Here is a 26008-nt window from a genome sequence, read left to right on the forward strand (position 1 = left end):
GGGGCGAGGGTACGACGCCGGGTCAGCGGCCCAGAAACACCGGATTGGTGAACGCCGCCAGCGGCCCGGGCAGGCCCGGGGCGAGCGGGGGGTGGCGGAGCTCGGCCCGGATGTACGTCGCGTACGCCGGGGTCGTCTGCCAGGTGGCCGTGCCGGTGCCCGAGGCGGGGAGCTGGGTCGTGAACAGGGTGCCCTGGTCCGTCACGAAGGCGGCCGAGCAGCCGGGGGCGCCCTGTGCCTCCAGGCGGGCCGTCACCGGCTCGTCCGGGGCCGCCCGCAGACGTTCGCCGATGCCCGCGTGCTGGCCGCGGCCTCCGGAGACGGTGAAGGACAGGGACACCGCCGCCGACTCCGCCACGTAGGAGTGGCCCGCCTTCAGGCCCGCCTGGATCGCCTCGCGCGTCAGGTCGTCGGCCAGGACCACCGTCTGGGGGCCGCCGACGCGGTCCGGGTCGCGGTGGGCGTCGCTGTTGCCCATCGCCGGGGTCCAGGCCCTGCCCGAACGGGCCGCCACCGTCAGGGAGTTGTCCCACTCCTGGAGGGTCACCTCGTCGTCCGGGGTGTACGGGCCGTTCCACACCTCCGCCGCGTCCGCCTCGCCGAAGCCGAACTTCCAGCCGCAGCCGACGCAGGTCGCGTGCGGGTGGGCCGGGACCACGAGGCCGCCCGCCGCGCGGACCTCGCGCGCGAAGTGGCCGAAACGGTTGTCCCGGGCCCGGTAGCGCCAGTCGACGAACGTGCCGGGGTCGGTGCCGAGGGCGACCACGTGGCCGTTGCGGGTCGTGACCTCCTCTCCCGTCATGATCAGCAGGTCGTCGCCCCACAGGCCCTGCCACGCCCGGTGTGCCGCGTTCGTGTTGTGCTCCGAGGTGTTGATGAAGTCCAGGCCCGCCGCCCGGGCCAGCGCCGCGATCCGGTCCGGGGTGCGCCCGCCGTCCGAGTACACGGAGTGCAGGTGGCAGTCGCCCCGGTACCAGGCCCGCCCCCGCCCCTTGGCCCGGGCCGGCGGGTAGACCGGTGGCGGGGTGGTGCCGGGCTCGCCGTACTTCAGGGTGACCGTCACCGTGTACGGCAGACCCTGCGGGGCCACCGTGTACGGGCCCAGCGCCACGTGCCAGGTCCCGGCGCGCACCGGGCCGGGCAGATAGCCCGGGGTCGCGTCGTCGGCGCGGATGAAGAACTCCGTGCGCGCCCCGCCCGACCAGCCGCGGAAGCCCTCCCCGCCGAGCGCCGTGCCCCGCTCGTCGAAGACGCCGATGTCGAGCGCGTTGTTCTGGGTGCCCGCGGGCACGGTCTTCTTCTCGTACGCGTACGAGACCGCCAACTCCCGCACTCCGTGCGGCACTTCGACCGGCAGGTACACGAAGTCGGGGGAGCCGGGCGGCAGGGTGCCGCGCACCACTCTGGTCTCGTCGGGGCGGGCGCCGGCGCCGCCGCCGGGGGCCGCGTTCGCGAAGCTCACGGTTCCCAAGGTAAGGGCGGTGGCCGCGCCCGTCACGATGAGTCCTCGCCTGCCGATGGATCCGGATCCGTTCTCGGTCATGAGCGGAGCTCCCAGGAAGTGGGGGATGGATACGGGTGGTTCGGGAGGGGCGGCGCGGGGCGCCGGGCTCCGGCCGGGTGTGTGCCCACTGTCGTACCCGCGTGTGAACGCCGGGAGTCCGGGAGTTGAGGGGACGTGTCCGATTCCGGGGGACCCGGGACACCGGCCCCGGACGGCTCTTGCGGCCGCGCGGTGCTGGGGATAGGAAGTGATCCCCACCGCAGACCGACCGGAAGGTATGCCGATGCGCATCGCCGTCACCATCTTCCTGACCGACCAGACGATCACCCCGGTACGCCTGGCCCGCGAGCTGGAGGAGCGCGGGTTCTCCGGGCTCTACCTGCCCGAGCACACCCACATCCCGGTCGAGCGGGTCACGCCCTACCCGGCGGGCGGCGAGCTGCCGCCGGAGTACGGGCGCACCCTCGACCCGTTCGTCGCGCTCGGGCAGGCCGCGGCGGTCACCGAGAACCTGCACCTCGGCACCGGGATCACGCTGATCGCCCAGCACGACCCGATCGACCTCGCCAAGCAGATCGCCACCCTCGACCACCTGTCCGGCGGCCGCTTCACGCTCGGGCTCGGCTTCGGCTGGAACAAGGAGGAGGCCGCCGACCACGGTGTCGAGTGGACGACCCGGCGCGAGCTGGGCCGGGACCGCATGGCGCTCATGCGCGCCCTGTGGTCCGCGCAACCGACCGCCCACGAGGGCGAGTTCGGCTCGGTGCGGGCCTCGTACGCCTTCCCCAAGCCCGTCCGTGACGGCGCTCCCCGCACCCTGATCGGCGGGGCCGCGGGACCGAGGCTGTTCGCGCACATCGCCGAGTACGCCGACGGCTGGCTGCCCATCGGCGGGCGCGGCCTGACCGAGTCGCTGCCGGTGCTCCGCGCGGCGTGGGAGGCGGCCGGGCGCGACGCTCGGGAGCTCCAGGTCGTCCCGTACGCCGTGCTGCCCGCCCCCGGCAAGCTCGCGCACTACGCCGAGCTCGGCATCGAGGAGGTCGTCCTCCAGCTGCCGCCCGCCGACGAGGCCGGGGTGCTCAAGGTCCTCGACGAGTACGCCGCGTTCCTCTAGGCGACGGGGCGCGGGGGCGCCCGTCGGGTGGGCCGCCCCCGCGCCGTGCGTCAGCTGAGCGGGACCTCCAGGTAGGAGGGGTCCTCGTCGGGCGAGGTGACGGTGATCGTGCCGGGCGTCTCGGCGGCCGGGCCGTAGAACGGGTCCACCGAGTCCAGGACGAGCATCAGGCGGTGCCCGGCCCGCACGTCGTACCCGGTGACCTGGAGCGCGATGTCGATGGTCACCGGCTCTTGGGGAGCGCTGCCCAGCAAGGTGTAGGGCGCGTGCGTGATGATGCGGCCGATGCCGAACGCGTTGACGTCGAAGAGGTACGCCACGAACGTCGCGTCCGCCTCGCTGGGCGCGACCGTCACCCGCAGCCGCGGCACGCCGCGCAGCTGGTGGCGGGACGACAGCGGCGCGCTCGTCCACACCCCGGCGTCGGACCGGTCGATCTTCCCGGTCCGGTACGCCTTGGGCAGCCCGGCCAGCTCCGCGTACCCGGTGAGCAGGATCCGGTCCGCGACGGTGGCCGGGGTGTCGGTGCCCGTGGTGAACGTGGTGTGCCAGCCGTTCGTGGGCTTGTCCAGGAGGCCGCCGTCCTTGCCGCCCTCGGCGGGCCCGGTGAGGTAGAAGCGCTCCGGGTTGCCGGTGGCCGCGTGCCAGCTGGGCCGGGACTCCAGGGCCCGGCCCCACATGACCTCGCTGACGACCTGGTCCTCGGCGCCGGAGTCGGTGTCGAAGGCGGCGGCCGCGGCCTCGTCCCCGTTCGCTTCGAGCAGGTGCCGGTCGAACCACTGGTGCGCGTCCTGCCAGATCCGGTTGGGCAGTCCGATCATGCCGGACATCTCGGGGCCCGAGTGGTCCCCGATCGACCAGAGCAGCCGCTTGGGTCCGCTCAGCGCGTTGAACATCTTCAGCGTCTGGTTGCCCGGGAACAGCGTCTCGTGCCACGCCTGCGCGAACAGCACCGGCACCTGACGGTCATTCAGCTTCTGAGCGCGGTGGTACGGCGAGCGCTCGGCGGCCCACTCCAGCGTCTCCTCGATGTTCCGGTTGGCCAGGACGTCGTCGAAGGCCTGCTGGGTGCGCTCGCTGAGCCGCGCGGTGGCGGCCGCGCCCAGCAGGGTCTGGACGGAGGCGACGTGCCGGGTGTCGTTCTCGTAGAACGCCTCGCCCAGGTCGCCCCAGGTGCTGAGCGCGACCACGGCGTGCACCCGCCGGTCCTCGGCGGCGACGAGCTGGCTGATGCCGGAGCCGTAGGAGTCGCCGAGGAAGCCGATCCGGCCGATCGAACCCGGGCCGCCCGCCTGGGAGATGAGGTGGTCCAGGGCCTTGCTGCCGTCGGCGATGTCGGCCTCGCCGGCCACCTCGACCTCGCCGCCGGACTCGCCGAAGCCCCGCGCGGTGTAGGCCAGCACGTGGTAGCCGCGGCGGGCGAAGCGCATGGCCTGCACGGTGTAGAGCGTCCAGCCCTGCTTGGCCCACGGCGAGGGCATCACGATCAGCGGGTGCGGTCCCTCCTCCCGGTGCAGCCACACCGCGGCGTCGAGTTCCACGCCCTCGCCGACCGGCACCTTCACGCCGTCCAGGAAGGTGGCCACCTCGCGCGTCTCGGCGACCTCGGCCGCCCGTGCGGGGGAGAGCTTCGAGGTGTCGCCGGTGCGCAGCGCCCGCGCGACCTGGTCGAGCGCCTCTTCGTCCAGCTCCGGGTAGAGGCTCACCACGGCGTCCGGTCGCGTTCCCTGTGAAGTCGTCACGTCGGTCCCATCCGTTCGTCGAACGTGCACGGGTGTCGCCGCTCGGGCCCGGAGCGACCCCCAGTATCGGCGCGGACGCGCCGCGTGGTGCCGCCCTTTCGCGCAGATCGGCCGGAAATGTGCGGCGGGTGCCGGGGACGGTGCCCGCCGCCCGGGTGCGAATCCCCGCGCTCGTATCCTCGGAGGATGACTTCCAGCGCGCAGCCCCCGCAGGCAGAAGGACCGGACCCTGCCTCGCAGCAGTCCGCCGCACCGACCGCCAACTCGATGCGGCGCGCGCTGAAACGCGCCAGGGACGGTGTCGCGCTCGACGTCGCCGAGGCCGCCGTCCTGCTCCAGGCCCGCGGCGCCGACCTCGACGACCTCACCCGCTCCGCCGCCCGGGTCCGCGACGCGGGCCTGGACGCCGCGGGCCGGCCGGGCGTCATCACGTACTCCAAGAGCGTCTTCATCCCGCTCACCCGGCTGTGCCGGGACAAGTGCCACTACTGCACCTTCGTCACCGTCCCCGGCAAGCTGCGCCGGGCCGGGCACGGGATGTTCATGTCGCCCGACGAGGTGCTCGACATCGCCCGCAAGGGGGCCGAACTCGGCTGCAAGGAAGCCCTGATCACGCTCGGCGACAAGCCCGAGGACCGCTGGCCCGAGGCCCGCGAGTGGCTGGACGCGCACGGCTACGACGACACCATCGCGTATGTGCGCGCCATGGCGATCCGCATCCTGGAGGAGACGGGCCTGCTCCCGCACCTCAACCCGGGCGTCCTGTCGTGGACCGACTTCCAGCGGCTCAAGCCGGTCGCGCCCTCCGTGGGCATGATGCTGGAGACGACCGCGACCCGGCTGTGGTCCGAGCCCGGCGGCCCGCACCACGGCTCCCCGGACAAGGAACCGGCCGTGCGGCTGCGGGTCCTTGAGGACGCGGGCCGCTCGTCGGTGCCGTTCACCAGCGGTCTGCTCATCGGCATCGGCGAGACGTACGAGGAGCGCGCCGACTCGCTGTTCGCGCTGCGCCGGGTCTCGCGCGCCTACCACGGCATCCAGGAGCTGATCATCCAGAACTTCCGCGCCAAGCCGGACACGGCGATGCGCGGTATGCCCGACGCCGACCTCGACGAGCTGGTGGCGACGGTCGCCGTCGCCCGGCACATCATGGGCCCGGCCGCCTGCCTCCAGGCGCCGCCGAACCTGGTCGCGGGCGAGTACGAGCGGCTGATCGGCGCGGGCATCGACGACTGGGGAGGCGTCTCGCCGGTCACCATCGACCACGTCAACCCCGAGCGCCCCTGGCCGCAGATCGACGAGCTGGCCGCGCGCTCCGGTGCCGCCGGGTTCGCGCTGCGTGAACGGCTGTGCATCTACCCGGAGTTCGTCCAGCGCGGCGAGCCGTGGCTGGATCCGCGGCTGCTGCCGCACGTGCGCGCGCTCGCCGACCCGGAGACGGGCCTGGCCGACGAGACGGCCGAGGTGCGCGGCCTGCCCTGGCAGGAGCCGGACGAGGGCTTCGTGGCGTCCGGCCGTACCGATCTGCACCACACCATCGACACCGAGGGCCGCACCGGCGACCGCCGCGAGGACTTCGACTCGGTGTACGGGGACTGGGGCGCGCTGCGCGAGGCGGCGGCCCCGGGCATGGTGCCCTCGCGCATCGACGCGGACGTGCGCCAGGCGCTCTCGGTGGCCGCCGACGACCCGACCAGGCTGACCGACGCGGAGGCGCTCGCCCTGCTGCACGCGGACGGCGAGGCGCTGGACGCGCTGTGCCGGGTCGCGGACGACGTCCGCAGGTCGGTGGTGGGCGACGACGTGACGTACATCGTCACGCGGAACATCAACTTCACCAACGTCTGCTACACCGGCTGCCGCTTCTGCGCCTTCGCCCAGCGCCGCACCGACGCGGACGCCTACACGCTGTCGCTGTCCCAGGTGGCCGACCGGGCCGAACAGGCCTGGGACGTCGGCGCGGTCGAGGTCTGCATGCAGGGCGGCATCCACCCCGACCTGCCGGGGACGGCCTACTTCGACATCGCGCGCGCGGTGAAGGAGCGGGTGCCGGGCATGCACGTCCACGCTTTCTCGCCCATGGAGGTCGTGAACGGCGCCACCCGCACCGGCATGTCGATCCGGGAGTGGCTGAGCGAGGCGAAGGCGGCGGGGCTCGACTCGATCCCGGGCACGGCGGCGGAGATCCTGGACGACGAGGTCCGCTGGATCCTCACCAAGGGCAAGCTGCCGACGGCCACCTGGATCGAGGTCGTCAGGACCGCCCACGAGCTGGGCATCCGCTCCTCCTCCACGATGATGTACGGCCATGTCGACCAGCCCCGGCACTGGCTCGGCCACTTCCGCACGCTGGCCCGCATCCAGCAGGAGACCGGCGGCTTCACGGAGTTCGTGACGCTCCCGTTCATCCACACCAACGCCCCGGTGTACCTGGCGGGCATCGCGCGCCCCGGGCCGACGGCCCGCGACAACCGCGCGGTGACGGCGATGGCCCGCCTCCTGCTGCACCCGCACATCCCCAACATCCAGACCAGCTGGGTGAAGCTCGGCCAGGAGGGCGCCGCCGAGATGCTGCGCTCGGGCGCGAACGACCTGGGCGGCACCCTCATGGAGGAGACCATCTCCCGTATGGCGGGCTCCAGTTACGGCTCGTACCGCTCCGTCAAGGACCTGGTGGCCATCGCGGAAGCGGCGGGCCGCCCGTCCCGCCCCCGCACCACGCTGTACGGCGAGGTCCCGGACGAGCGGGTACGCGCGGCCCATGCTTCGGACGGGCATCTGCCGGAGCTGCTGCCGGTGGTGGGGGACTAGTCGAGCGCCATAGTCCCCCGCGTATACCGCATCCCGTACCGCTCCCCGAGGGCGTTGACCTTCTCCAGGTCCATCGTTCCCTCCGGGGTGCGGACCGCCGGGCCCGCCTCGAACAGGGCCTCCACGAAGCGGTCCCAGCCGCCCGGGGTCGAGATCTGGAGGGCGCGGACGGGGGGTTGGGAGGCGTTGCGCATGGCGTGCGGGACGCCGTGGGGGAGCAGGGCGGACATGCCCGGGGTCAGCCGGTGCGTGGCGCCCTTGTAGTCGATCTCCATCTCGCCCTCCAGGACGTACACGAACTCGTCCATCAGCTCGTGGACGTGCGGCGGGATGTCGACGTCGAGCCGGTTCTCCAGTACGGCGAGGCGGCCCTCACTGTCGGTGGTGGTCACCTTCACGCCGAAGCCGGGCGGGAGCGGGACCCGGGTGGGGCGGGTCTCGCCGGGCCGGAGTACGAAGAAGCGGTCCTCGGGGGTGTCGGATGCGTCGGGCATGGCTGTGCCTTCTCTGTCGGCGGTGGATGGGGCGGTCGCTCGCAGCACCACCGTACGCCCTATGTGGAGGAAAAGCTCCAGTTAACCGTCGGCGCCTAGCATGTCCGCATGACAGGACTGCGTGCCGACGCCCGGCGGAACCGGGAGAAGATCCTGGCCGCGGCCCGGGAGCTGTTCCGCGAACAGGGGACGGCGGTCGCCCTGGACGACATCGCCCGGCGGGCGGAAGTCGGCATCGGCACCCTGTACCGGCGCTTCCCCGACCGGGACGCGCTCATCACCGATGTGGCCCTTGAGGGGTTCGAGACCGGCCTCGCCGCGCTCGAGGCGGCCCGCGCGGCCGGGGGCGGCCCGGTGGCGGTCCTGGACGAGCTGTTCCGGCGCGTGGTCGAGCAGCGCGACCGCCTGGTGATGCCGCTCATCGGCGGCCCCGTGGTGCGCGACCCCCGGGTGCGGGGGCTCCAGCGGACGATCCTCGGCGCGCTGGAGGAGGTGCTCGCCGAGGGGCGGGCCGCCGGGGTCATGCGGGCCGACGTCACCGCGTTCGACCTGATCGGGGCGGCGGCGATGGCGTGCCGGCCCATGCCGCACCTGCCGCGCGAGGCGGCCGGGGCGCTCGCCGCACGCCATGTCGCCGTCTATCTCCACGGGCTCCGGCCCCAAGGTGCCCTGGCACTCCCCGATATGGTCGAGGTGGGGGAGTATCTCGGTCTCGACTGACGGGGAGTGGTGGGGGGCGTGCAGCCTTCGATGCAGGAGCTCATCCGGCGCCGCAAGCGGGCCGGATTCGTGGGGCGGCGGGACGAACTCGCCGTCTACCGGCGCAACTTCGACGTCCCCGTCGACGACGAGCGGCACCGCTTCGTCTTCCGCGTGCACGGCAACGCCGGGGTCGGGAAGACCTCGCTGGTGCGGGAGTTGGAGCAGGCGGCCCTGGAGCGCGGGGCGCTGACCGCCTACACCGACGAGGGCGTGGACAGCGTCCCGGAGGCGCTGGGCGCGATCAGCGCGCGGTTCGCCCGGCAGGGCTGCCCGCTCAAGGCGCTCGACAAGATACTGGCCACCTACCGCCAGCGCCGGTACGAGGCCGAGGCGGCCGGTGCCGGGACCGGCTCGGGCCCCTCGGCCGGCGCGGTCGCCGCGGCGCGGGCGAGCCTGGCCGGGGTGGGCCTGGTGCCCGGCGTCGGGGCGATCGCCGCCGCCGTCGACCCGGCCCAACTCGCCGAGGGGGCCGACCGGTTGAGGGCCGCGCTCAGCGCCCGGCTCGGCCGCCAGGAGGACGTGCAGCTCGTCCTCGACCCGCTGCGGGTGCTCACCCCGGTGTTCGTGGAGGAGCTGGGCCGGGTCGCCGCCCAGGTCCCGTGGGTGGCCCTCTTCTTCGACACCTACGAACGCACCGGGGCCTTCCTGGACGACTGGCTGCGCGACCTGATCACCACCGACCGCTACGGCGGGCTCCCGGCCAACGCGGTGGTCACGCTGTCCGGCCAGGGCAGGCCCGACCCCACGCGCTGGCCCGCCGCCGCCGACTTCGTGGCCGATCTCCCGCTGGAACCCTTCACCGAGGACGAGGCGCGCCAACTCCTGGCCGGAAAGGGGGTGGTGGACGAGGACGTCGTACGCGACGTGCTGCGCCTCTCCGGCCGGCTCCCGGTGCTCGTGAGCACCCTCGCGGGCAGTCGGCCCGCGACGCCCGGCGACATCGGCGACCCGAGCGCCACGGCGGTGGAACGGTTCCTGAAGTGGGAGCCCGACCCGGTGCGCCGGTCGGCCGCGCTGGAAGGCGCGCTGCCCCGCCGCCTGGACGAGGACACCTTCCGCGCGGCCGTCAGCGGGGACGCGGCCGGGATGTTCGACTGGCTGCGCTCGCTGCCGTTCGTGCGGGACCAGGGCGGCCGGATCAAGTACCACGACGTCGTCCGCGCCCCGATGCAGCGCCTCCAGCGCACCGCCTCGCCGCAGCGCTGGCGGGCCGGGCACGAACGGCTCGCCGCCTGGTACGCCCAGGAGCGGGCCGCGGCCGGGACCGGCGGGCACTGGCGCGACGAGGCCTGGCGCGAGCCGCGCCTCGAAGAGCTCTACCACCGGCTGTGCGCCGACGCCGCGGGCGCCTTCGGGGAGGTGCTGCGCGACGGCATCGAGGCCTGCCGGCAGGGCACGGTCACCGCCCGCCGCTGGGCGCGGGTGATCGCTGAGGCCGGGGAGGACGCCAACCGCGAGCCCCTGCGCAAGTGGGGCTCCGCCTGCCTCGCCGCCCTCGCCGCCGAGGACCGCCACGGCGTGGACGTCCTCGGCATGATGCTCGCGCGCCCCGAACTCACCGACGAGGACCGGGTCGCCGTGCACACCGCCCGCGCCTGGGGCCACTTCAGGAGCGAGGCGTACGAGGAGGCGCTCGCCGACTACCGGCGCGCGCTCACCCTGGACCCCGCCGCCGCGGACGCCCTCCACGGACAGGCCGTGGCCCACCGGGCCGTCGGCGACCACGCGGCCGCCCTCGCCGACCTCGACCGGCTGGAGGAGCTGGAGCCGGGCCGCCCCCGCGCGCCCCGCGAGCGCGGCGAGACCCACCGGCGCGCGGGCCGCTATGCGGAAGCCGTCACCGAACTGGGCCGGGCCCTCGCGCTCGACCCGGGCGACGCGCTGATCCTGGGCAGCCGGGGCCAGGCCCTGGCCCAACTGGGCCGTCCCGCCGAGGCGTTGGAGGACTTCGACCGGGCCCTGCTCATCGACCCCGACTACGGCTGGGCGCTGGTGCGGCGGGCCCATGTGCGCGGGCTCCTCGGTGACACCGAGGGCGCGCTCGGCGACCTCGACCGGGCCGAGCGGCTCTCGCCGTCGTGGGCGTGGGTGCTCGGCGAGCGCGGCGACGTGTTCCGGTTCGCGGGGCGCTACGAGGAGGCCGTCGCCGCGTACGGGCGGGCCCTCGCGCTCGACCCGGGGTACGCGTGGGCGCTGGGCAGCCGGGCGGTGGCGCTCGCCGAGCTGGGGCGCGGCGCCGAGGCGCTGGCCGACCTGGACCGGGCGGTGGCGCTGGTGCCGGGCTATGTGTGGGCGTACAGGCAGCGTGCCCGGCTGCACCGGGCCGAGGGGCGGGAACAGGCCGCGCTCGCGGACCTCGCGCGGGCCGAGCAGGCGGGCGCGGCCCAGGGCATCCCGCCCGGCCCGCTGCCCGCCGACAAGGGCGACCCCGCCTACCCGGGCAGCCCGCCGGGGCCGGGGCCCGCCCCCAGAGCCTGAGCCACGGCGCGCAGGGTCGGTCAATTTGCCCTCTTAAACGGGCGCATCCGTTCAGGTACCGTGCTGCCGCATGAGCGCAGCAGCCGGAGCCACCGCACCCGTCTGGGGCCGTGCCGAACAGCAGGACTTCCGCAGCCGGGTGCGGGGCTGCCTGCTGGGCGGGGCGATCGGGGACGCGCTCGGCACGGGCGTCGCGGGCCTCGCGCTGAGCGAGATCCGCGCGCGGCACGGCCTGGACGCGCTGGGCGACCTCGTCCCCGCGTACGGCCGCGCGGGCGCGGTGAGCGCGGCCACCCAGCTCACCCTGTTCACCGTCGACGGGCTCATACGGGCCCAGGTGCGCCGCGACACCGGGGCCTGGCACCCGCCCACCGATGTGCACCGCGCGCATCTGCGCTGGGCGGCGACCCAGCGCGACTGGGGGCCCGACGAGCGCCGCGAGGACATCGGCTGGCTGGCCCGCGAGGAGTGGCTCTACGCCCGGCGCGACCCCGCGAAGGCGTGTCTGGTGGGACTCGGCGACGACATCATGGGGACCCTGGAACAGCCGAAGAACCCGGGCGCGGACGACCCGGCCGCACTGACCCGGTCCGCGCCGTTCGGTCTCCTGGTGGGCTGGGAGCCGCAGTTGGTGCTCCAGCTCGCCGTGGAGTGCGCGGCGCAGACCCACGGCGACCCGGCGGCCTACCTCTCCGCCGGAGCGCTCGCCGTCATCGTGCACGGGCTCGCACGCGGCGAGTCCATGGACGGCGCGGTCCAGCGGGCCCTCGCGCAGCTCGCCGTGCGCCCGGGGCACCAGCGCGTCACCGAGGCGCTCAAGCACGCGCTCGGCGCCGTACGGCAGGGCATGCCGAGCCCGAGCCTGGTCGCCACGCTCGGCACCGGGCACACCGCGCCCGAGGCCCTCGCGATCGGGGTGTACTGCGCGCTGGTCGGCGAGGACATCCGGCACGGCCTGCTGCTCTCGGTCAACCACGACGGGCCGTCGGACGCCACCGGCACCGTCTGCGGCAGTCTGCTCGGCGCGATGCACGGCGAGACCGCGCTGCCGCCCGCCTGGCTCGCCCAGCTCGAAGGCCGGGCGACCGTGCTCGAACTCGCCGACGACTTCGCGATGGAGATGACCCAGGGCCCCGCCCTGCACGGTCCCGCCGTCAACACGGCAGGGTGGCTGCTGCGCTATCCGAGGGGTTGAATCCACCCCTGCGGGCGGATGACCGGCCCCAGCGCCGCGTGTCCCTCGCGCGCGCACGCGGGACTTCGCCAGGGTCGTCGTCATGACCCCCCTTCCCGTGGCCCGCACCGTGGCCGCCCGCACGTCGTCGGCCCGCTGGTTCACGGCCCCGCTGGTCGCCCTCGCCCTGCTCGGCACCGGCGCGGGCACCTCCGTCGCCGCCCCGGCCGACGACGCCGACCATCCGCAGTACGTCCAGAACGAGGACGAGCCCGCCTTCACCGACCCCTCGGCCCGCGAGGGCGAACTCCCCCCGTACGACGCCAGGGACGCCCAGCACGCCGTCGACCAGATGGTGATGGAGGAGGACGAGGAGGCCGGCGGCCAGCACTGCCCGCCGGGCGGCGACGACGACTCCAAGGGCCGCCACGAGCGCCCGGGCCCGCACCGCGACGGCGCCTACCCGGCCCCGGGCGGCGACGGCTTCGCGCCGGGCGAGACGGGCGACCCGCAGATCGTCGGCTGAGGCGGCGGCCCCGAACGGCTCGCGGGCCCGCGCCGGGCCGTCCGTGCCACGCTCAGTCGGCCGTCGCCACCCTCGCCTCCCCGGCTTCGGACGGCGCCGGTACGGAGGCGGCCGCCGGGGCCGAACCCGGGCCGCCGTCATCGGAGTTGATGCGGGCGAGCAGCGCGTCCCGCCCGGGGGTGTCTTCCGGCTTGAGGAGACCGATCAGGACGTACAGGATCAGCGAGATCGCGAGCGGCACCGACACCTGCCACTGGAGGGCCACGCCGGTCTTCTGCGAGCCGTCCAGGTCGTAGTTCACGAAGAAGAACGCGAGCAGCCCGGCGGCCCAGCTCGTGAGCGCCGCCGTCGGGCCGGACCTCCGGAACGTCCTGAGCATGCCCAGCATGAACGGGATGGCGATCGGGCCCATCAGCCCGGCCACCCACTTGATCACGACGGTGATGATGTCCTTGAACGCGGGCGAGTTGACCTGTGTCGCGATCGTCATCGACAGGCCGAGGAAGACCAGGGTCGACAGGCGTGCGGCGACGAGCCCCGCGCGCGGGTTCCAGCCGCGGGCCGACGTCGACAGGACCGGCATGATGTCCCGGGTGAAGACCGCCGAGATGGCGTTGGCGTCCGACGAGCACATGGCCATCGTGTGCGAGAAGAAGCCGACGACGACCAGGCCGAGCATGCCGTGCGGCAGCAGCGTCTGGGTCATCAGGGCGTACGAGTCCGAACCGTCCGGCTTCTTCGCGTGGACCAGGAGCGGCGCACACCACATGGGGAAGAACAGCACGGTCGGCCACACGGCCCACAGGATCGCCGAGAGCCGGGCCGACCGCGTCGCCGAGCGCGCCGAGTCGGTGGCCATGTAGCGCTGGGCCTGGTTCCACATGCCGCCGTTGTACTCGAAGGTCTTGATGAACAGGAACGCCAGCAGGAACGTGACGGTGTAGGGGCCCGCGGTGGCGTGGGCGTGCCCGCCGGGCAGCTTGTCCCACACCGTCCACAGCGTGGCGAAGCCGTCCAGCTTGCCCATGACGGCGATCAGCATCGCGAGTCCGGCGGCCAACTGGATGACGAACTGGCCGAGTTCGGTGAGCGCGTCCGCCCACAGCCCGCCGACCGTGCAGTACACGGCGGTGACGCAGCCCGTGATGAAGATGCCCTGGGTGATGGTGATGCCGGTGAACACCGACAGCAGCGTCGCGATGGCGGCCCACTTGGCGCCCACGTCGACGATCTTCAGCAGCAGCCCGGACCAGGCGAGGGCCTGCTGGGTCGGGAGGTTGTAGCGGTTCTTGAGGTATTCGAGCGGGGAGGCCACGTGGAGCCGGGAGCGCAGCCGGTTGAGCCGGGGCGCGAAGAGCCGGGCGCCGATGCCGATGCCGACCGCGATGGGGAAGGACCAGGTCACGAAGGACGTGACGCCGTACTGGTAGGCGATGCCCGCGTAGCCGGTGAACATCACCGCGCTGTAGCCGGACATGTGGTGCGAGATGCCGGACAGCCACCAGGGCATCCTGCCGCCGGCGGTGAAGAAGTCGGAGACGTCGTCGACCCGCTTGTGGGACCAGATGCCGATCGCGACCATCACGCCGAAGTAGCCGATGAGCACGGCCCAGTCGAGACTGTTCATGTGCCCCCTCCAAGGGGTCCGCCCTGTGTACGTCGCTGAACGACGTCAGTGAACTCGGATGCCCTTCGTCGGCTCGCCCGGTTCAGCGGCGCCCCGTGCGGGAGCGGGGACTTCGGGGATTGAACCCCTTGTCGGAGGGGGTGGTCAAGGCATTCGGCGGTCATGGATATGAACAAGGGTCAGGAAGTCGAACGATTTTGCCCGTGCTTTGCCTCGGGAGGTGTTGTCGTGCGCGCGACCGGGGCCACACGATGAGCGGGCACTTCGTCAGGCTCCGTCCAGCAGGCTCCCTGCACATGCGAGCGACCACATGCGAACGACCGCACGGGATGCGGGTCCCCTGCGGCCGAGAGGGTCAGGTCCAACTGCCGTTGATTCAAGGCGGGTTGCGCACACGTCCACGGGCGCGCGTCTCGGGTGAGCCCACCTCGCGGGAGCGGATTCACGCCGGCGGGCTCACCTCATCAGCTCCCCGGCGTTCACGAGCAGCGACTGACCCGTGATGGCGCGGGCCCGGTCGGACGCCAGGAAGATCACGGCCTCCGCCACGTCGGCGTCCGTGGCCAGCTCCGGCAGGGCCATCCGCTCGGTGAGCCGCCCCAGCACCTCCTGCTCGGGCACGCCCTCGGTGTGCGCGGTGAACTGGACGTACGCCCGCACCGGCGGCCCCCACATCCAGCCCGGCAGCACCGTGTTGACCCGGATGCGGTCGGGTCCGAGCTCCCGCGCCATGGAGTACATCGCCGAGGTCAACGCCCCCTTCGAGGCCGCGTACGCCGCCTGCCGCACCTGTGAGGGCGCCGCCACCGACGACTGCGTGCCGATCACGACGACGGAGCCGCCGCGCGCCTTGAGCGCGGGCAGGCAGGCCCGCGTCATGCGCAGCGTGCCGAGCAGGTTCACGTCGATGACCTGCTGCCAGGTGGCGAAGTCCGCGTCCTGGAGGCCGCCGAAGGACCTGTCCCAGGCGGCGACATGGACGACCGCGTCGATCGCCCCGAACCGCTCCACGGCGAGCGCGGCGAGCGCCTCGCACTGCCGCTCGTCGGTGATGTCGGTCGCCGCGTACGCCGTGTGGCCGCCGTCGGGGTCGATCTCGGCGGCGGACTTGGCGAGGTTGGCCTCGGTGCGCGCGCCGAGCACCGCGTTGCCCCCGTCGCGGACCACGGCCGCGGCCACCTGGTGCCCTAGTCCGGCCCCGACCCCGGAGACGACGACGGTCTTCCCACGCAGCAACATCCGGTCGCCTCCCGGCTCTGGCACATTTTCTGACGGAGCGTCAGAGTAAGTCCGTCCGGTGGCCAAGGGAAGGGACGCGGCATGACGGAGGACACACGGCCCGAGGCGTACGCGGAGCTGGCGTCGGTCGGGCCCTACGGGGTGCGCCCGGGGCACGCGCTGATCACCATGGTGGAGCCGCACCCGGGCCATGAGTACGCCTACAACCGCTGGTACGAGGACGACCACTACTACGCCGGTGCGATGGCCATGCCCTGGATGTACGCGGGGCGCCGCTGGGTGGCCACCCGGGCGCTCCAGGGGCTGCGCTACCCGGAGAAGTCCGCCGTCGCCCAGCCGGTCGGCGCGGGCTGCTACCTCTCCACGTACTGGATCACCGACGGGCGCTACGACGAGCACATGAAGTGGACCGTCGGCATCAACAAGCGCCTCAACCGCGACGGCCGGGTCTACCAGGACCGCACCCACGTCTTCACCTCGTTCCAGGACCACGAGGCCACCGTCTACCGGGACGGAGCCGCCGGGCCGCGGGACTACCACGCGCTCGACCACCCGTACGCGGGGCTCGTCCTGGAGGTCATCGACGCCGAAAGCGCCGGGGCGCGGGCCGAGTTGCTGGAATGGCTGTGCTCGCGCCACCTGCCCGAGCGGCTGGCCGGGGGGCCCGCCGCGATGGTGACGGTGTTCCGCCCGACGCCGCTGCCGGGCGACCGCATGACGTACGTGAAGCAGGTGGAGGGGGTCGACACCCGCCTCACCCTGCTGTGGTTCCTGGAGCGGCACCCGGGGGAGGTCTGGGCGGACCGCTTCACGGGGCTCGACGCGGAGGTCGCCGAAACGGGCCTGGGGAGGCTGGAGTTGGCGGCACCGTTCATCCCCACCGTGCCCGGCAGCGACCGCTACGTGGACGAACTCCGGTAGCCGGTCCCGGCGCCGCGGACATGGCCGAGCCCCCTCGGCCGGGACGGCGGACCAGTCGAGAGGGCTCTTGTCGGTACTGCGGGTATCACGATGGCCGGCGAGGTCGTCAGCTGAGGGAATCCCGGGTCACCTCGGCCACGAACGCGTTCCACGCGCCGGGGGCGAAGGAGATCGAGGGGCCCTCGGTGACTTTCGAGTCCCGCACGGCGATGGCGTGCGTCTGAGGGGACTTGACTTCGACACATGCGCCGTTTCCGGTGGAGTACGAGGACTTGGTCCAGGTGTCCGTGGCGCCCTGAAGAATTGCCATGTTCGCTCCGGTTCTTGCGAGTTGGTCGTTCTCGGCCAACGTTTTTCGTTGGCGTGATCGACGCTACTCGCAGGTCCCCCGGTGCGCGGCGGCCATTCACTCAACCGGATGGCATATTCCAGCCGGGCCTTCCATCGCGGCGTGTGGGGGGTGTACGGTGCCGCGCTTCAGGCTCTCACCCGGCTGTGCCGCGCGCGTAGTCCTTCGCGATCGCGGTAATGAATTCCCGCGTCTGGTCGACATTCAGGGCCTGCGCGCGCAGGTGCTCGTACATCACGCTGTATTTCTGGACATCATTGGCCTTTTCCAGGTAAAGGTCACTGGTGACGCCCTCGATGTAGACGACACTGGAGTCCGACGCGTCCGGAAATTCCAGAATCGCGTACTGCCCGTTGATTCCCGGGTGCGCGCCCATGCTGAACGGCAGTACCTGCACGGTGACATGGGGCAGCTGGGACTGCTCGATGAGGAACTCCAGCTGGTCGATCATCAGCTGTTTGTCGCCGACCCGGCGACGCAGCGCCGCCTCGTCGATGACCACCCACAGCCGCAGGGGGTTCTCCGCCGCCCGTACCCGCTCCTGCCGTCGCAACCGGACGTTCACCCGTTTCTCGACGTCGGTCGGGGCGGTCTCCGGGAGCGCCCCCGCGATGAGGGCCTCGGCGTACTGCCGGGTCTGGAGCAGGCCCGGCACGACCTGCGGATCGTAGACGCGCAGGCTCGCCGCGTCCGTCTCCAGGCCGATGTAGACGCTGTACGGGATGTCGCCGAAGGCGTGCCACCAGCCCTGCTGGCGGGAGTCCTTGGCCATCTGCATCAGCGAGTCGACGATGCGGTGGTCGTCGACCTCGTACACCCCGCACAGATCGCGGACGTCGCGCTGGCTGATGGAACGGCGGCCGTTCTCAAGGCGGCTGATCTTCGACTGGGACACCAGCAGACGCTCGGCGACCTCTTCGGCCGTCATGCCTTTCAGCTCGCGGAGCCTGCGCAACTCCTGGCCCAATCGGCGCCGCCTGACGGTGGGATTCACATTGGACGCCACGGGTAACGCACCTCCGGCTCACGGCTTTTCTGTTCTTCTGCTCAGCAGACTGCCACCAATATCCGGGCGCGCGCTGGAAAATGGCCACACACAGCGACTACGCGAACGCGCGGGGCTGTCGAGACAGCCCCGCGCGTCATGTGCGGTTCCCGAACCGGGTCATGGGGACGACGGCGCGGCGGTGGTGCGGTCCTGCCGGTGGTACTAGTGGTGGGCCACGGCCCGCACCATCGCCCCGTGATGCGGCTGCATCGGAACGCCGGCCGCCGCGGCGTGGCGGCCTCCGTTGTCGGGGGCGGCGGCGCTCTGGCCGTTGCGGCGTGGCTGAGCGGCCACCCCGTTCTGCACGTCCATCACGGCGTGCGCGACGAGCCCACCCATGGGGTCGTGCCTGATCAGGTCCCTGAGACGGGAGCGCGATGACCGCCCCTCGTTGCCGGGGTAGAGGTGCTTGCCGAGCCCGACCGCGTGGGCCAGCGCGGCGAGCGCCGCGGTCCGCGGGTCCGGCGGTACGCCGGTGCGGATCGCACTGTCCAGCCGGGCCCTGATGTCCCGGCTGATCGCCGTGTCCGTCGCCTGGTAGCGAGTCGTCGGCAGCACCCCGCACATCTGGCCGGACACGGCATGAACCATGCCGCACCGCTCCAGGTGCGCGAGGTAAATCTGGCGGAGCCCGAGGCGGGGCCCGCCGATCCAGTGGACGGCCCGAACCGGACTGCCGCGCCTGCGCAGCAGTTCCAGTGCGGAGTCCAGTGTCGGATCTCCTGTCGGCCGTGCCATCACCACGGCGATGCGATCCCCGTCTGGGGCTATCCGTCCTGCCAGAGCCAGCTCCACTAGCTGAGCTCCGGCGAGGCCGAGGTCGAGCGACTGCGGCTGCGCTGTGGTACCCGTGGCCGGGTCCAGAGCGAGCAGCAACAGCTCTTCCGGAATAGTTCTGCGGCTCCTGCCCATCCATGCCTCCCCGCGTGGATGAATGACAGGGTGACCCCTCTCACATTCATCTGTCGAGAGCGCCTGGGTGGTTCGTACGGGAACCGACAGGTATGTCGTTCTCGTCTAGCCGGGGGGTCCTACCCGGCACACGGGACACTGGTACATGGTTCGGACAGTTTCGGATGACGCCACCCGGCGTCTGGAGGAGGCATCGGTGGCGGGCGAGTCCCCCGACAAGTCGGAGCAGCAGCAGTCGTCGGGGGAGACGACTACGAGCGAACGCGATCCGCGTCTCGCGGTCTCCCACTCCCCGTCCCCCTCCGGCAAGGGAGAGGACGGCGCCAGGACGGCGAATGGTTCCGGCACCTCCGCGGCGGGCTCGGGTTCGGCCGCGGCGGGTTCCGTGGACCAGGCGACCGCCGTCTTCCGCGCCCCGCGCCAGGAGGACGGCGACTCCCGGCTCCGCGCGGCGGTCGCGGCGTGGGTCGACCAGGAGGCCGAGGCGGAGTCGGATACCGCTGGCTCGGAGGGTGCTGAGCGGGGCGCCGCTGGTTCGGGTGCCGCTGAGCCGGGCGTCGTGAAGTCGGCGGACTCCGTGTCGGGCGACCGCGAGTCCGACGGGGCCGAGGCCCGCGACGCCGACACCGCCGACACCGCCGACACCAAGGACAGCCGCACCGCGCCCAGCACCGGCGCCAAGCCGACGGCGGGCGACGCCAAGCCGGAGACCAACGGCAGCGAGCCCGCGTCCACCGGCACCAAGTCCGAGGCCGTCGACAACGCTGCCACGACTGGCGCGACCGCGGACGCTGACGCCACCGTTGACGTCGACGACAAGGCTTCCGACGACAAGGCCACGGCCGACAAGGCTCAGCCGAGCCGCACCGAGCCCGAGCCCGGAGCCGCGAGCGGCACCAAGGCCGAGTCCGAGTCCGAGCCCGTAGCCGAGAGTGCCTCCAAGTCCGAGCCCGCAACCAAGCCCGGCACCGAGCCCGACAGCGACGACGATGCCTCGGCAGCCCGCACCACCTCCTGGGGCGCCAAGCGCAGCACCACCCCCGAGCCCAGGTCGACCTCCTCCGAGCCCAAGCCGACCCCCTCCGAGCCGAAGGCGACTCCCTCCGAGCCGAAGGCGACTCCCTCCGAGCCGAAGGCGACTCCCTCCGAGCCGAAGGCGACTCCCTCCGAGCCGGAGGCGGACCTGTCCGAGTCCAAGGCGGGCTCCTCCGAGCCGAAGGCGGGCTCCTCCGAACCCAAGGCGCAGGCCGCCGAGGCCAAGGCTCAGGCCCCTGAGGTCAAGGCCGCCGAGGCCAAGGGGCAGGGCTCCGACCGTAAGTCCGACGGCAAGGGGGCTCAGGACGAGGGGATCGACCAGCCGACCACCGTCTTCAAGGCCGTCGCTCCGCCCGCCGTCGATCAGCCGACGGCGATGCTGAAGCTGCCCTCGCCGCAGCGGGAGTCCGCTGCCGGGCGGACCGGGGAAGAGGCGGGCGAGCGGACGAGCCGGTTCGTGCCGCTGCGGCCGGACGACGCGGGTACCGCGAACGGCGCCCCGGCCAAGAAGCTCGACGCCCCCGCTCGCAAGCCCGAGGCGCCGAAGGTCACCCCGCCGCCCGCCACCGGCCCCGGTTTCGGCGCCCCGAGTGGGGCCGTCCCCGAGCGGGCCGAGCGCACCAGACAGCAGCCGCTGCCGCCGAAGCCCCCGCTCGACCTGCTCGCCGAGCTGACGAACACCCCGCCCCCGCCGCAGACCCCGGTCCGCACCACGGTGCGGCGGTTCAAGATCTGGACCCCGCTGGTCCTGCTGCTCCTGGTCGTCTTTGCGGTCGTACAGATCCTGCGCCCGCTTCCCGCGCCGAAGCTGACCCTCACCTCGTCGGCCACGTACACCTTCAACGGGGGCGAGCTCAGCCTGCCGTGGCCCGCCGAGGGGCAGTCCGCGGTGGCCGTGGACGGGGTGGGCAGCCTCGGTACGCACGGGGAGCAGAAGCCCGCGCCGCTGGCGAGCGTCGCCAAGACGATGACGGCGTACGTGATCCTCAAGGGCCACCCGATCACCGGGAAGCAGGAGGGCGAGAAGATCACGGTCGATCAGCAGGCCGAGGACGACGCCAAGAAGCCGGACGAGTCGACGGCGCCGATCCGCAAGGACCAGCAGTTCACCGAGAAGCAGATGCTCGAACTGCTGATGATCCCGTCCGGCAACAACGCCGCGCGGCTGCTGGCCCGTTGGGACGCCGGGAGCGAGGACGCGTTCATCGCGAAGATGAACGACGCCGCCAAGGGACTCGGCATGACCAGCACCACGTACACCGACCCGAGCGGGCTGAAGGAGACCACAGTCTCCACGCCGACCGATCAGCTCAAGCTGGCGCAGGCCGTGATGCAGAACGACATCTTCCGGGAGATCGTCAACACGCCCCAGATCAAGATCCCGGGCATCGACACGATGATCTACAACAACAACACGATCCTGCTCAAGCCGGGTGTGAGCGGCATCAAGACCGGCTCCTCGACCCCGGCCGGCGGCAATCTGCTGTGGGCGGCCGACACCGTCGTCGACGGCAAGAACCAGCGGATCTACGGCATCGTCATGGGCCAGCGCACCGGCACCACGCTCGACAACAAGCTGAAGTCCGCGATCAGCAACAGCTACACGCTGATCCAGGCCGTGCAGAAGGCGGTGACCTCGGCGACCGTCGTCAAGAAGGGCGAGGTCGTCGGGTACGTCGACGACGGGCTCGGCGGCAGGACCCCGGTCGTGGCGGCCAAGGACCTGAAGGCGGTCGGCTGGCCGGGCCTGAAGGTCGACGTGACCCTGGGCGACGCGGGCAAGGCCGTCCCGCACTCGGCGAAGCCGGGCACCGTGGTCGGCGAGCTGTCGATCGGCACGGGCAACGGCAGGCTGACCGCCCCGGTCGAGCTGGGCCGCGCCCTGACCGAGCCGGGCGTGGGCGACAAGCTCACCCGACTGGGCTGACCGCCCCCGACCGCTTCGAGGGCGCCCCGACCTGCGGGGCGCCCTCGTGCTAGCTTCGGGCAACTGGGGACGCGGGGACGGCGTCCCTTGAGTCGGGGGACAATCTCGGGGGAGTACCCGGGGAAGCATCGACTCCGTCCGGAGTGCTCCGGACACAAGCAGTACGGGCCGCCCGGGCGGCCCCCGCGCGGACCGTGTGCGAATGCACACGGTCGCGCATGCCAGGTGAGACAGCGTGAGGCGGGAGAGCCGCAGTGACCACCGCTGAGCCGACGCCCACCCGCGCCGACAGCAGCCCCAGTACGACCACGAGCACCACCGGGACCGGGACCCCGTCCTGGGCGTCCCGGGCCCAGCGGCGAATACGCCTGGGCCCGGACTCCTGGCCGAGACGCCACCCCGTCGCCTTCGTGACGGCGGCCGCGGCCGTGACCCACATCCTCTGGTTCCTCGTCTTCGCCAACAGCGGCGGGGACCTCGCGGCGCAGGACGCCTGGACCGAGTTCGTCGGCCGCCACCCGGAGTCGGCGTACAACCTGGCCTGGTACGGCGGCATGCACCCGGTGTCGTACAGCGTCGTCTCGCCGTATCTGATGTCGGTGCTCGGCGTCCGGACCACGATGATGATCGCCGGGACCGTGTCGGCCGGGCTCACCGCGCTGATCCTGGTCCGCGTCAAGGCGGTCCGCAACCCGCTGGCCTGCTCCTTCGCCGCGCTCTTCGCCTTCCTGTGCAACGCCGTGTCGGGCCGTGTGACCTTCGGGCTCGGCACGATGTTCGCGCTCGGCGCGGTGGCCGCGGTGTTCTGCTGGCCGCACAACCGGCGCGAGAACCGCTGGCAGAAGGCGGCCGTCGCCGCGCCGTGCGCCGCGCTCGCCACCGCGAGCAGCCCGGTCGCGGGACTGTTCCTCGGCATCGTCGCGGCCGCGCTCTTCCTGAACAAGCGCCGCCCGGGCGCGTACACGATCGGTCTGCCGCCGGTCGTGGTGGTCGCCCTGTCGGCGTGGCTCTTCCCCTTCTCGGGCACGCAGCCGATGGCGCTGATGACGACCTCGGGCCCGTTCCTCTTCGCGGCCCTCATCTTCTTCCTGGTGCCGAAGGACTGGCGGACGGTCCGCACGGCCGCGCTGGTGTACGGCGTCGGGGTGCTGCTGTGCTTCGCGATCCACTCGCAGATCGGCTCGAACATCACGCGCCTGGCGATGCTGTTCGCCGGGGTGCTGCTGCTCGCGGCCCTGCCGTACGCGGTGCCGAAGTCCCGCAAGTGGTACGTCCTCGTGCTGGCTTTCGCCGGCCTCAACGGCTGGATCGGCTTCAAGTCGGCGGACGACATCGTGCGCACCGCCCCCGCGGCGACCTGGGCGCGCGATCTGGCGCCGCTGGTCGCCCAGTTGCAGGGGCTCGACGCGGAGACCGGCCGGGTCGAGGTGGTCCCCGCCTCCAGCCACCGCGAGGCCTCGGCGTTCACCCCGTACGTGAACCTCGCCCGCGGCTGGAACCGGCAGGCGGACATGCAGCGCAACCCGCTCTTCTACGACGACACCCTGAACTCGGAGAACTACCACGCCTGGCTGGACCGCTGGGCGGTGCGCTACGTGGTGCTGCCGATGGGCCCGGCGGACTCCAGCGGCGACATCAAGGAGGCCAAGCTCCTCCAGGAGGGCCAGCCGTACCTGAAGCAGATCTGGTCGAACGAGCACTGGCGCCTGTACGCCGTCGACAACCCGACCCCGCTCGCGGACCCGCCCGCCACGGTCAAGCACGCCGGTGAGGGCGAGGTCACGGTGGAGGTCGGCTCGGCGGGCAAGGTCCTGATCCGCATCCCGTACTCGCCCTGGCTGAAGCTGGTCGACGCCAAGGGCAAGGGTGTGGTGCCGCCGCAGGAGACCCCGGAGTCCAAGCTGCGCGGCCACGGCCCGAAGTCGTACACCAACCCCAACGGCTGCCTGCGCAAGGCCCCCCAGACGGCCGCGGGCGACGAGTGGACCGAACTCGTCGCCCCGAAACCGGGCACCTACCGGGTGGCCGCGCCCTACAGCATCCCGCGCGGCACGGGCTGCCCGGAGGGCCTGACCCCCTGAGGGAGCCCGGTCCCATCCGCCGGGTTACCTCGATGGGGTGAATCCAGCCGGTAAGCGGCAACTGGCCGCCATCTCCACATGTCCCACATCTTGCTTGCGACAGCAGACATCTTGGGGGACCCGTGAGTAATCAGCAGCCTCAGCATCCCGGATGGGCCGGCCCGCAGCAGCCCTACGGCCAGCAGCCGTACGGGCCGCCGTTTCAGCCGCAGCCGCCGAAAAAGGGACCCGGCGCGGGGAAGGTCATCGGCCTTGGCTGCCTCGGCCTCGTCGGCGTGGCCGTCGCGCTCGGCGTCGTCGCCGCGGCCGTCAGCGGCAGCGGCGCGAACGACTCCGGCAGGAGCGCCTCGAAGTCCACGACCGGCAACAAACCGGCCGCCGGCGCCAAGGACGACAGCAAGAAGGCCGACGTACCGAAGACCGTCGTCTTCAAGGTCTGGGGGAGCGCCCCGGCCGGAATGCTGGGCGGTCTCGACATCTCCTACGGCTCCGACAGCGACACCCGCAAGGGCGTGTTCGAGGACGGCAAGTTCGAGGCCACCCTGCCCCTCAAGAAGGGCGCGATGTACTACTCGCTGAACGCCCAGTTGCAGGGCTCGGGCGACGTCAATTGCAGCGTGACCGTGGACGGCCAGACGAAGGCCGGGCACGCGTCGGGCGGCTACAACATCTGCGACGCCCAGCTCAACAGCGACTTCACCGGGGGCTGGCAGTAAAAGAGGCCCGGATTCCCCGCCGCCCCGGGGCACCGACCCCGTGCCGTCGTACGGAAAGGCCCCGAACCATGATCGGTTCGGGGCCTTCGTCCTGCTCACCACTGTGCCCCCGGCAGGATTCGAACCTGCGACACCCGCTTTAGGAGAGCGGTGCTCTATCCCCTGAGCTACGGAGGCGTGCTGCCGATGGCAGACCTGGACAGGGTAGCGGATGTGGGGAGGGGCTTGTTGGCGGGGCGGGGGGAGTGGGGCGAGGCCCGGCGTCCGAGGGGCCCGGCGGGGGCTCAGGTGGTCGCGCTGCCCGCTGTCCAGGCGGGCCAGGGCATGTTCCAGCCGCTCAGGCCGTTGTCGGGGGCCACCGTGCCGCCGCCCGTCGAGTTGGTCACGATCACCACGTCGCCGGGCATCGAGTTCGCGTAGAACCAGGCGGCGGGGGAGCCGGGGTCGCCGCCGCCCTGGGTGTCCTGGAGGCCGACGCAGCCGTGGCTGGTGGCCTGGGCGCCGAAGGTCGACGGCGCCGCCCAGTAGTTGCCGTGGATGAAGGTGCCGGAGTTGGTGAGGCGCTGGGCGTGCGGGACGTCGGGGATGTCGTACTCGTCGCCGAGGCCCACCGTGGTGCTGTTCATCTTCGTCTGCCGGTACTGCTCGCTGATGACCATCGTGCCGTTGTACGTGGCGAACTTCGGGGAGCCGGTGGAGACGGGCACCGTTTTGACCGTGGCGCCGTTCTGTCGGACGGTCATCTCCTGGTGGGCCGCGTCCACCGTGGAGATCTGCTCGCGCCCCACGGTGAAGGAGAAGGACCTGTCCTGAACTCCATAGATTCCCTTGGCCAGTTGGAGCCCGTCGAAGTCGAAGTTCACGGTCACCTTGGAGTCCGGCTTCCAGAACTCCTGGGGGCGGAAGTCGACGCGCCGGTCGCCGAACCAGTGGCCCACCGCCTGCTGGCCGCCGGTCGAGGTGATCTTCACGGCGGATTCCGCGGCCTTCCGGTCGGTCACCGGCTTGTCGAACCGGAAGGAGACCTCCATGCCCACGCCCACCGTGGAGGTGTCCTCGGGGGTGTAGAAGGCGATCACCGAGTTGCTCTCGGAGACCGTGGTGAAGCGCGCGGTCCTGGTCGCCGTCCGGCCATCCGGGTCCTTCGCCTCGGCGGTCAGCGTGTACGCCGTGCCGCGGGCCAGGTTCGCCGAGGGGTGCCAGGCGTTGCGGGCCGGGGTCAGTGCTCCGGCGATGGCCTTGCCGCCTTGGGCCGTGAGGGTGACCGAGGTGAAGGTGCCGTCCGTCACGCTCGCGCCGACGTCCTTGACGGTGATGCCGACGTGGCCCGCGCCGTCCTGCGGTGTGGTGGTGATCCGCGCCCTGGACACCGTCGGGCTCGGGCCGGGGGAGTCCGTGCCGCCGCCCGACGAGCAGGCGCCCAGCGCCAGCACGGCCACGGCGAGCAGGGCCAGGATCGCCGCGGCGCCGGGGCGGCCGGTCTGTGCGCGCTTCGTACGGTTGCCTGTCACCGTGGACGTCTCCCCTCCGAGAGGCTGCCGGCCTGAT

The 26008-nt window shown here is 72.3% G+C and carries 19 protein-coding genes and 1 tRNA gene; 10 read left to right on the plus strand and 10 right to left on the minus strand.

What is annotated here, in order from left to right; translation table 11 throughout:
• Window positions 1–22: 22 nt before the first annotated feature.
• Complete coding sequence (locus DT019_RS32385) at window positions 23–1543, minus strand: CehA/McbA family metallohydrolase (protein ID WP_114040539.1); 1521 nt, start codon at window positions 1541–1543, stop codon at window positions 23–25.
• 244 nt (window positions 1544–1787) lie between these two features.
• On the opposite strand from DT019_RS32385, the gene DT019_RS32390 reads away from it, so the two are divergent.
• Window positions 1788–2618, plus strand: coding sequence for an LLM class F420-dependent oxidoreductase (locus tag DT019_RS32390; RefSeq protein ID WP_114040571.1), 831 nt, complete (start codon window positions 1788–1790; stop codon window positions 2616–2618).
• Window positions 2619–2668: 50 nt separating this feature from the next.
• Here DT019_RS32390 and DT019_RS32395 read toward each other — a convergent pair whose 3' ends face one another.
• Window positions 2669–4360, minus strand: a complete 1692-nt coding sequence (locus tag DT019_RS32395) for a CocE/NonD family hydrolase (RefSeq protein ID WP_114040540.1) — start codon at window positions 4358–4360, stop codon at window positions 2669–2671.
• A 186-nt stretch (window positions 4361–4546) separates the two neighbouring features.
• Between DT019_RS32395 and DT019_RS32400 the strand changes: the two genes are divergently transcribed.
• A complete protein-coding gene (locus DT019_RS32400) occupies window positions 4547–7171 on the plus strand; it encodes a bifunctional FO biosynthesis protein CofGH (protein WP_114040541.1) in 2625 nt (874 codons plus the stop codon).
• On the opposite strand, the gene DT019_RS32405 is transcribed toward DT019_RS32400, so the two are convergent.
• Entirely contained in the window at window positions 7168–7665 is a 498-nt protein-coding gene (locus DT019_RS32405) for a cupin domain-containing protein (RefSeq protein WP_114040542.1), read from the minus strand. The two genes, DT019_RS32400 and DT019_RS32405, sit on opposite strands and share 4 nt — an antisense overlap.
• A gap of 108 nt (window positions 7666–7773) precedes the next feature.
• Here DT019_RS32405 and DT019_RS32410 point away from each other — a divergent pair, with 108 nt between their 5' ends.
• The 4 genes from DT019_RS32410 to DT019_RS32425 all read left to right on the plus strand — a co-directional run bounded on the left by DT019_RS32410 (window position 7774) and on the right by DT019_RS32425 (window position 12605).
• Window positions 7774–8385, plus strand: a complete 612-nt coding sequence (locus DT019_RS32410; protein ID WP_114040543.1) for a TetR/AcrR family transcriptional regulator — start codon at window positions 7774–7776, stop codon at window positions 8383–8385.
• A gap of 30 nt (window positions 8386–8415) precedes the next feature.
• Window positions 8416–10905 carry a tetratricopeptide repeat protein gene (locus DT019_RS32415; RefSeq protein WP_114040544.1) on the plus strand — a complete coding sequence of 830 codons (2490 nt, stop codon included), beginning with the start codon at window positions 8416–8418 and terminating at the stop codon, window positions 10903–10905.
• Window positions 10906–10975: 70 nt separating this feature from the next.
• Complete coding sequence (locus DT019_RS32420) at window positions 10976–12100, plus strand: ADP-ribosylglycohydrolase family protein (protein ID WP_114040545.1); 1125 nt, start codon at window positions 10976–10978, stop codon at window positions 12098–12100.
• An 82-nt stretch (window positions 12101–12182) separates the two neighbouring features.
• Window positions 12183–12605, plus strand: coding sequence for a hypothetical protein (locus DT019_RS32425; protein ID WP_147267370.1), 423 nt, complete (start codon window positions 12183–12185; stop codon window positions 12603–12605).
• Window positions 12606–12657: 52 nt separating this feature from the next.
• Here the strand turns inward: DT019_RS32425 and DT019_RS32430 are convergent, their stop codons facing one another.
• Both DT019_RS32430 and DT019_RS32435 read right to left on the minus strand, forming a co-directional pair.
• Window positions 12658–14232 (minus strand): sodium:solute symporter family protein, encoded by a 1575-nt coding sequence (locus DT019_RS32430; protein ID WP_114040547.1) that lies wholly within the window; start codon window positions 14230–14232, stop codon window positions 12658–12660.
• A gap of 456 nt (window positions 14233–14688) precedes the next feature.
• Entirely contained in the window at window positions 14689–15471 is a 783-nt protein-coding gene (locus tag DT019_RS32435; protein ID WP_114040548.1) for an SDR family oxidoreductase, read from the minus strand.
• An 81-nt stretch (window positions 15472–15552) separates the two neighbouring features.
• On the opposite strand from DT019_RS32435, the gene DT019_RS32440 reads away from it, so the two are divergent.
• On the plus strand, window positions 15553–16392 hold the full coding sequence (locus tag DT019_RS32440; RefSeq protein ID WP_114040549.1) for a hypothetical protein: 840 nt from the start codon (window positions 15553–15555) through the stop codon (window positions 16390–16392).
• Between the two features lie 106 nt (window positions 16393–16498).
• Here the strand turns inward: DT019_RS32440 and DT019_RS32445 are convergent, their stop codons facing one another.
• The 3 genes from DT019_RS32445 to DT019_RS32455 form a co-directional block, all read right to left on the minus strand.
• Complete coding sequence (locus DT019_RS32445) at window positions 16499–16702, minus strand: DUF397 domain-containing protein (RefSeq protein ID WP_114040550.1); 204 nt, start codon at window positions 16700–16702, stop codon at window positions 16499–16501.
• A gap of 175 nt (window positions 16703–16877) precedes the next feature.
• A complete protein-coding gene (locus DT019_RS32450) occupies window positions 16878–17747 on the minus strand; it encodes a helix-turn-helix domain-containing protein (protein ID WP_114040551.1) in 870 nt (289 codons plus the stop codon).
• 204 nt (window positions 17748–17951) lie between these two features.
• A complete protein-coding gene (locus DT019_RS32455; RefSeq protein ID WP_114040552.1) occupies window positions 17952–18701 on the minus strand; it encodes a GOLPH3/VPS74 family protein in 750 nt (249 codons plus the stop codon).
• 196 nt (window positions 18702–18897) lie between these two features.
• Here DT019_RS32455 and DT019_RS32460 point away from each other — a divergent pair, with 196 nt between their 5' ends.
• The 3 genes from DT019_RS32460 to DT019_RS40465 all read left to right on the plus strand — a co-directional run bounded on the left by DT019_RS32460 (window position 18898) and on the right by DT019_RS40465 (window position 24460).
• On the plus strand, window positions 18898–21663 hold the full coding sequence (locus tag DT019_RS32460) for a D-alanyl-D-alanine carboxypeptidase (RefSeq protein WP_189390107.1): 2766 nt from the start codon (window positions 18898–18900) through the stop codon (window positions 21661–21663).
• A gap of 254 nt (window positions 21664–21917) precedes the next feature.
• A complete protein-coding gene (locus DT019_RS32465) occupies window positions 21918–23744 on the plus strand; it encodes an MFS transporter (protein ID WP_114040554.1) in 1827 nt (608 codons plus the stop codon).
• Between the two features lie 122 nt (window positions 23745–23866).
• Window positions 23867–24460, plus strand: a complete 594-nt coding sequence (locus DT019_RS40465) for a hypothetical protein (RefSeq protein WP_114040555.1) — start codon at window positions 23867–23869, stop codon at window positions 24458–24460.
• Window positions 24461–24564: 104 nt separating this feature from the next.
• Here DT019_RS40465 and DT019_RS32475 read toward each other — a convergent pair.
• Together DT019_RS32475 and DT019_RS32480 are read right to left on the minus strand one after the other, a co-directional pair.
• A tRNA-Arg gene (locus DT019_RS32475) sits at window positions 24565–24637 on the minus strand.
• Window positions 24638–24744: 107 nt separating this feature from the next.
• Entirely contained in the window at window positions 24745–25971 is a 1227-nt protein-coding gene (locus DT019_RS32480; RefSeq protein ID WP_114040556.1) for an Ig-like domain-containing protein, read from the minus strand.
• Window positions 25972–26008: the final 37 nt, after the last annotated feature.

It is taken from the genome of Streptomyces sp. SDr-06 (genome assembly GCF_003324565.1).
In the GTDB taxonomy this organism is placed as follows: domain Bacteria; phylum Actinomycetota; class Actinomycetes; order Streptomycetales; family Streptomycetaceae; genus Streptomyces.

Bases quoted from the DNA above. Each gene is read 5' to 3' on its own strand.
- DT019_RS32415 (WP_114040544.1), top strand. From the start codon at position 8,416: ATGCAGGAGCTCATCCGGCGCCGCAAGCGGGCCGGATTCGTGGGGCGG.
- DT019_RS32445 (WP_114040550.1), bottom strand. From the start codon at position 16,702: ATGGCAATTCTTCAGGGCGCCACGGACACCTGGACCAAGTCCTCGTAC.
- DT019_RS32390 (WP_114040571.1), top strand. From the start codon at position 1,788: ATGCGCATCGCCGTCACCATCTTCCTGACCGACCAGACGATCACCCCG.
- DT019_RS32405 (WP_114040542.1), bottom strand. From the start codon at position 7,665: ATGCCCGACGCATCCGACACCCCCGAGGACCGCTTCTTCGTACTCCGG.
- DT019_RS32410 (WP_114040543.1), top strand. From the start codon at position 7,774: ATGACAGGACTGCGTGCCGACGCCCGGCGGAACCGGGAGAAGATCCTG.
- DT019_RS32420 (WP_114040545.1), top strand. From the start codon at position 10,976: ATGAGCGCAGCAGCCGGAGCCACCGCACCCGTCTGGGGCCGTGCCGAA.
- DT019_RS32385 (WP_114040539.1), bottom strand. From the start codon at position 1,543: ATGACCGAGAACGGATCCGGATCCATCGGCAGGCGAGGACTCATCGTG.
- DT019_RS32430 (WP_114040547.1), bottom strand. From the start codon at position 14,232: ATGAACAGTCTCGACTGGGCCGTGCTCATCGGCTACTTCGGCGTGATG.
- DT019_RS32435 (WP_114040548.1), bottom strand. From the start codon at position 15,471: ATGTTGCTGCGTGGGAAGACCGTCGTCGTCTCCGGGGTCGGGGCCGGA.
- DT019_RS32400 (WP_114040541.1), top strand. From the start codon at position 4,547: ATGACTTCCAGCGCGCAGCCCCCGCAGGCAGAAGGACCGGACCCTGCC.
- DT019_RS32440 (WP_114040549.1), top strand. From the start codon at position 15,553: ATGACGGAGGACACACGGCCCGAGGCGTACGCGGAGCTGGCGTCGGTC.
- DT019_RS32425 (WP_147267370.1), top strand. From the start codon at position 12,183: ATGACCCCCCTTCCCGTGGCCCGCACCGTGGCCGCCCGCACGTCGTCG.
- DT019_RS32455 (WP_114040552.1), bottom strand. From the start codon at position 18,701: ATGGGCAGGAGCCGCAGAACTATTCCGGAAGAGCTGTTGCTGCTCGCT.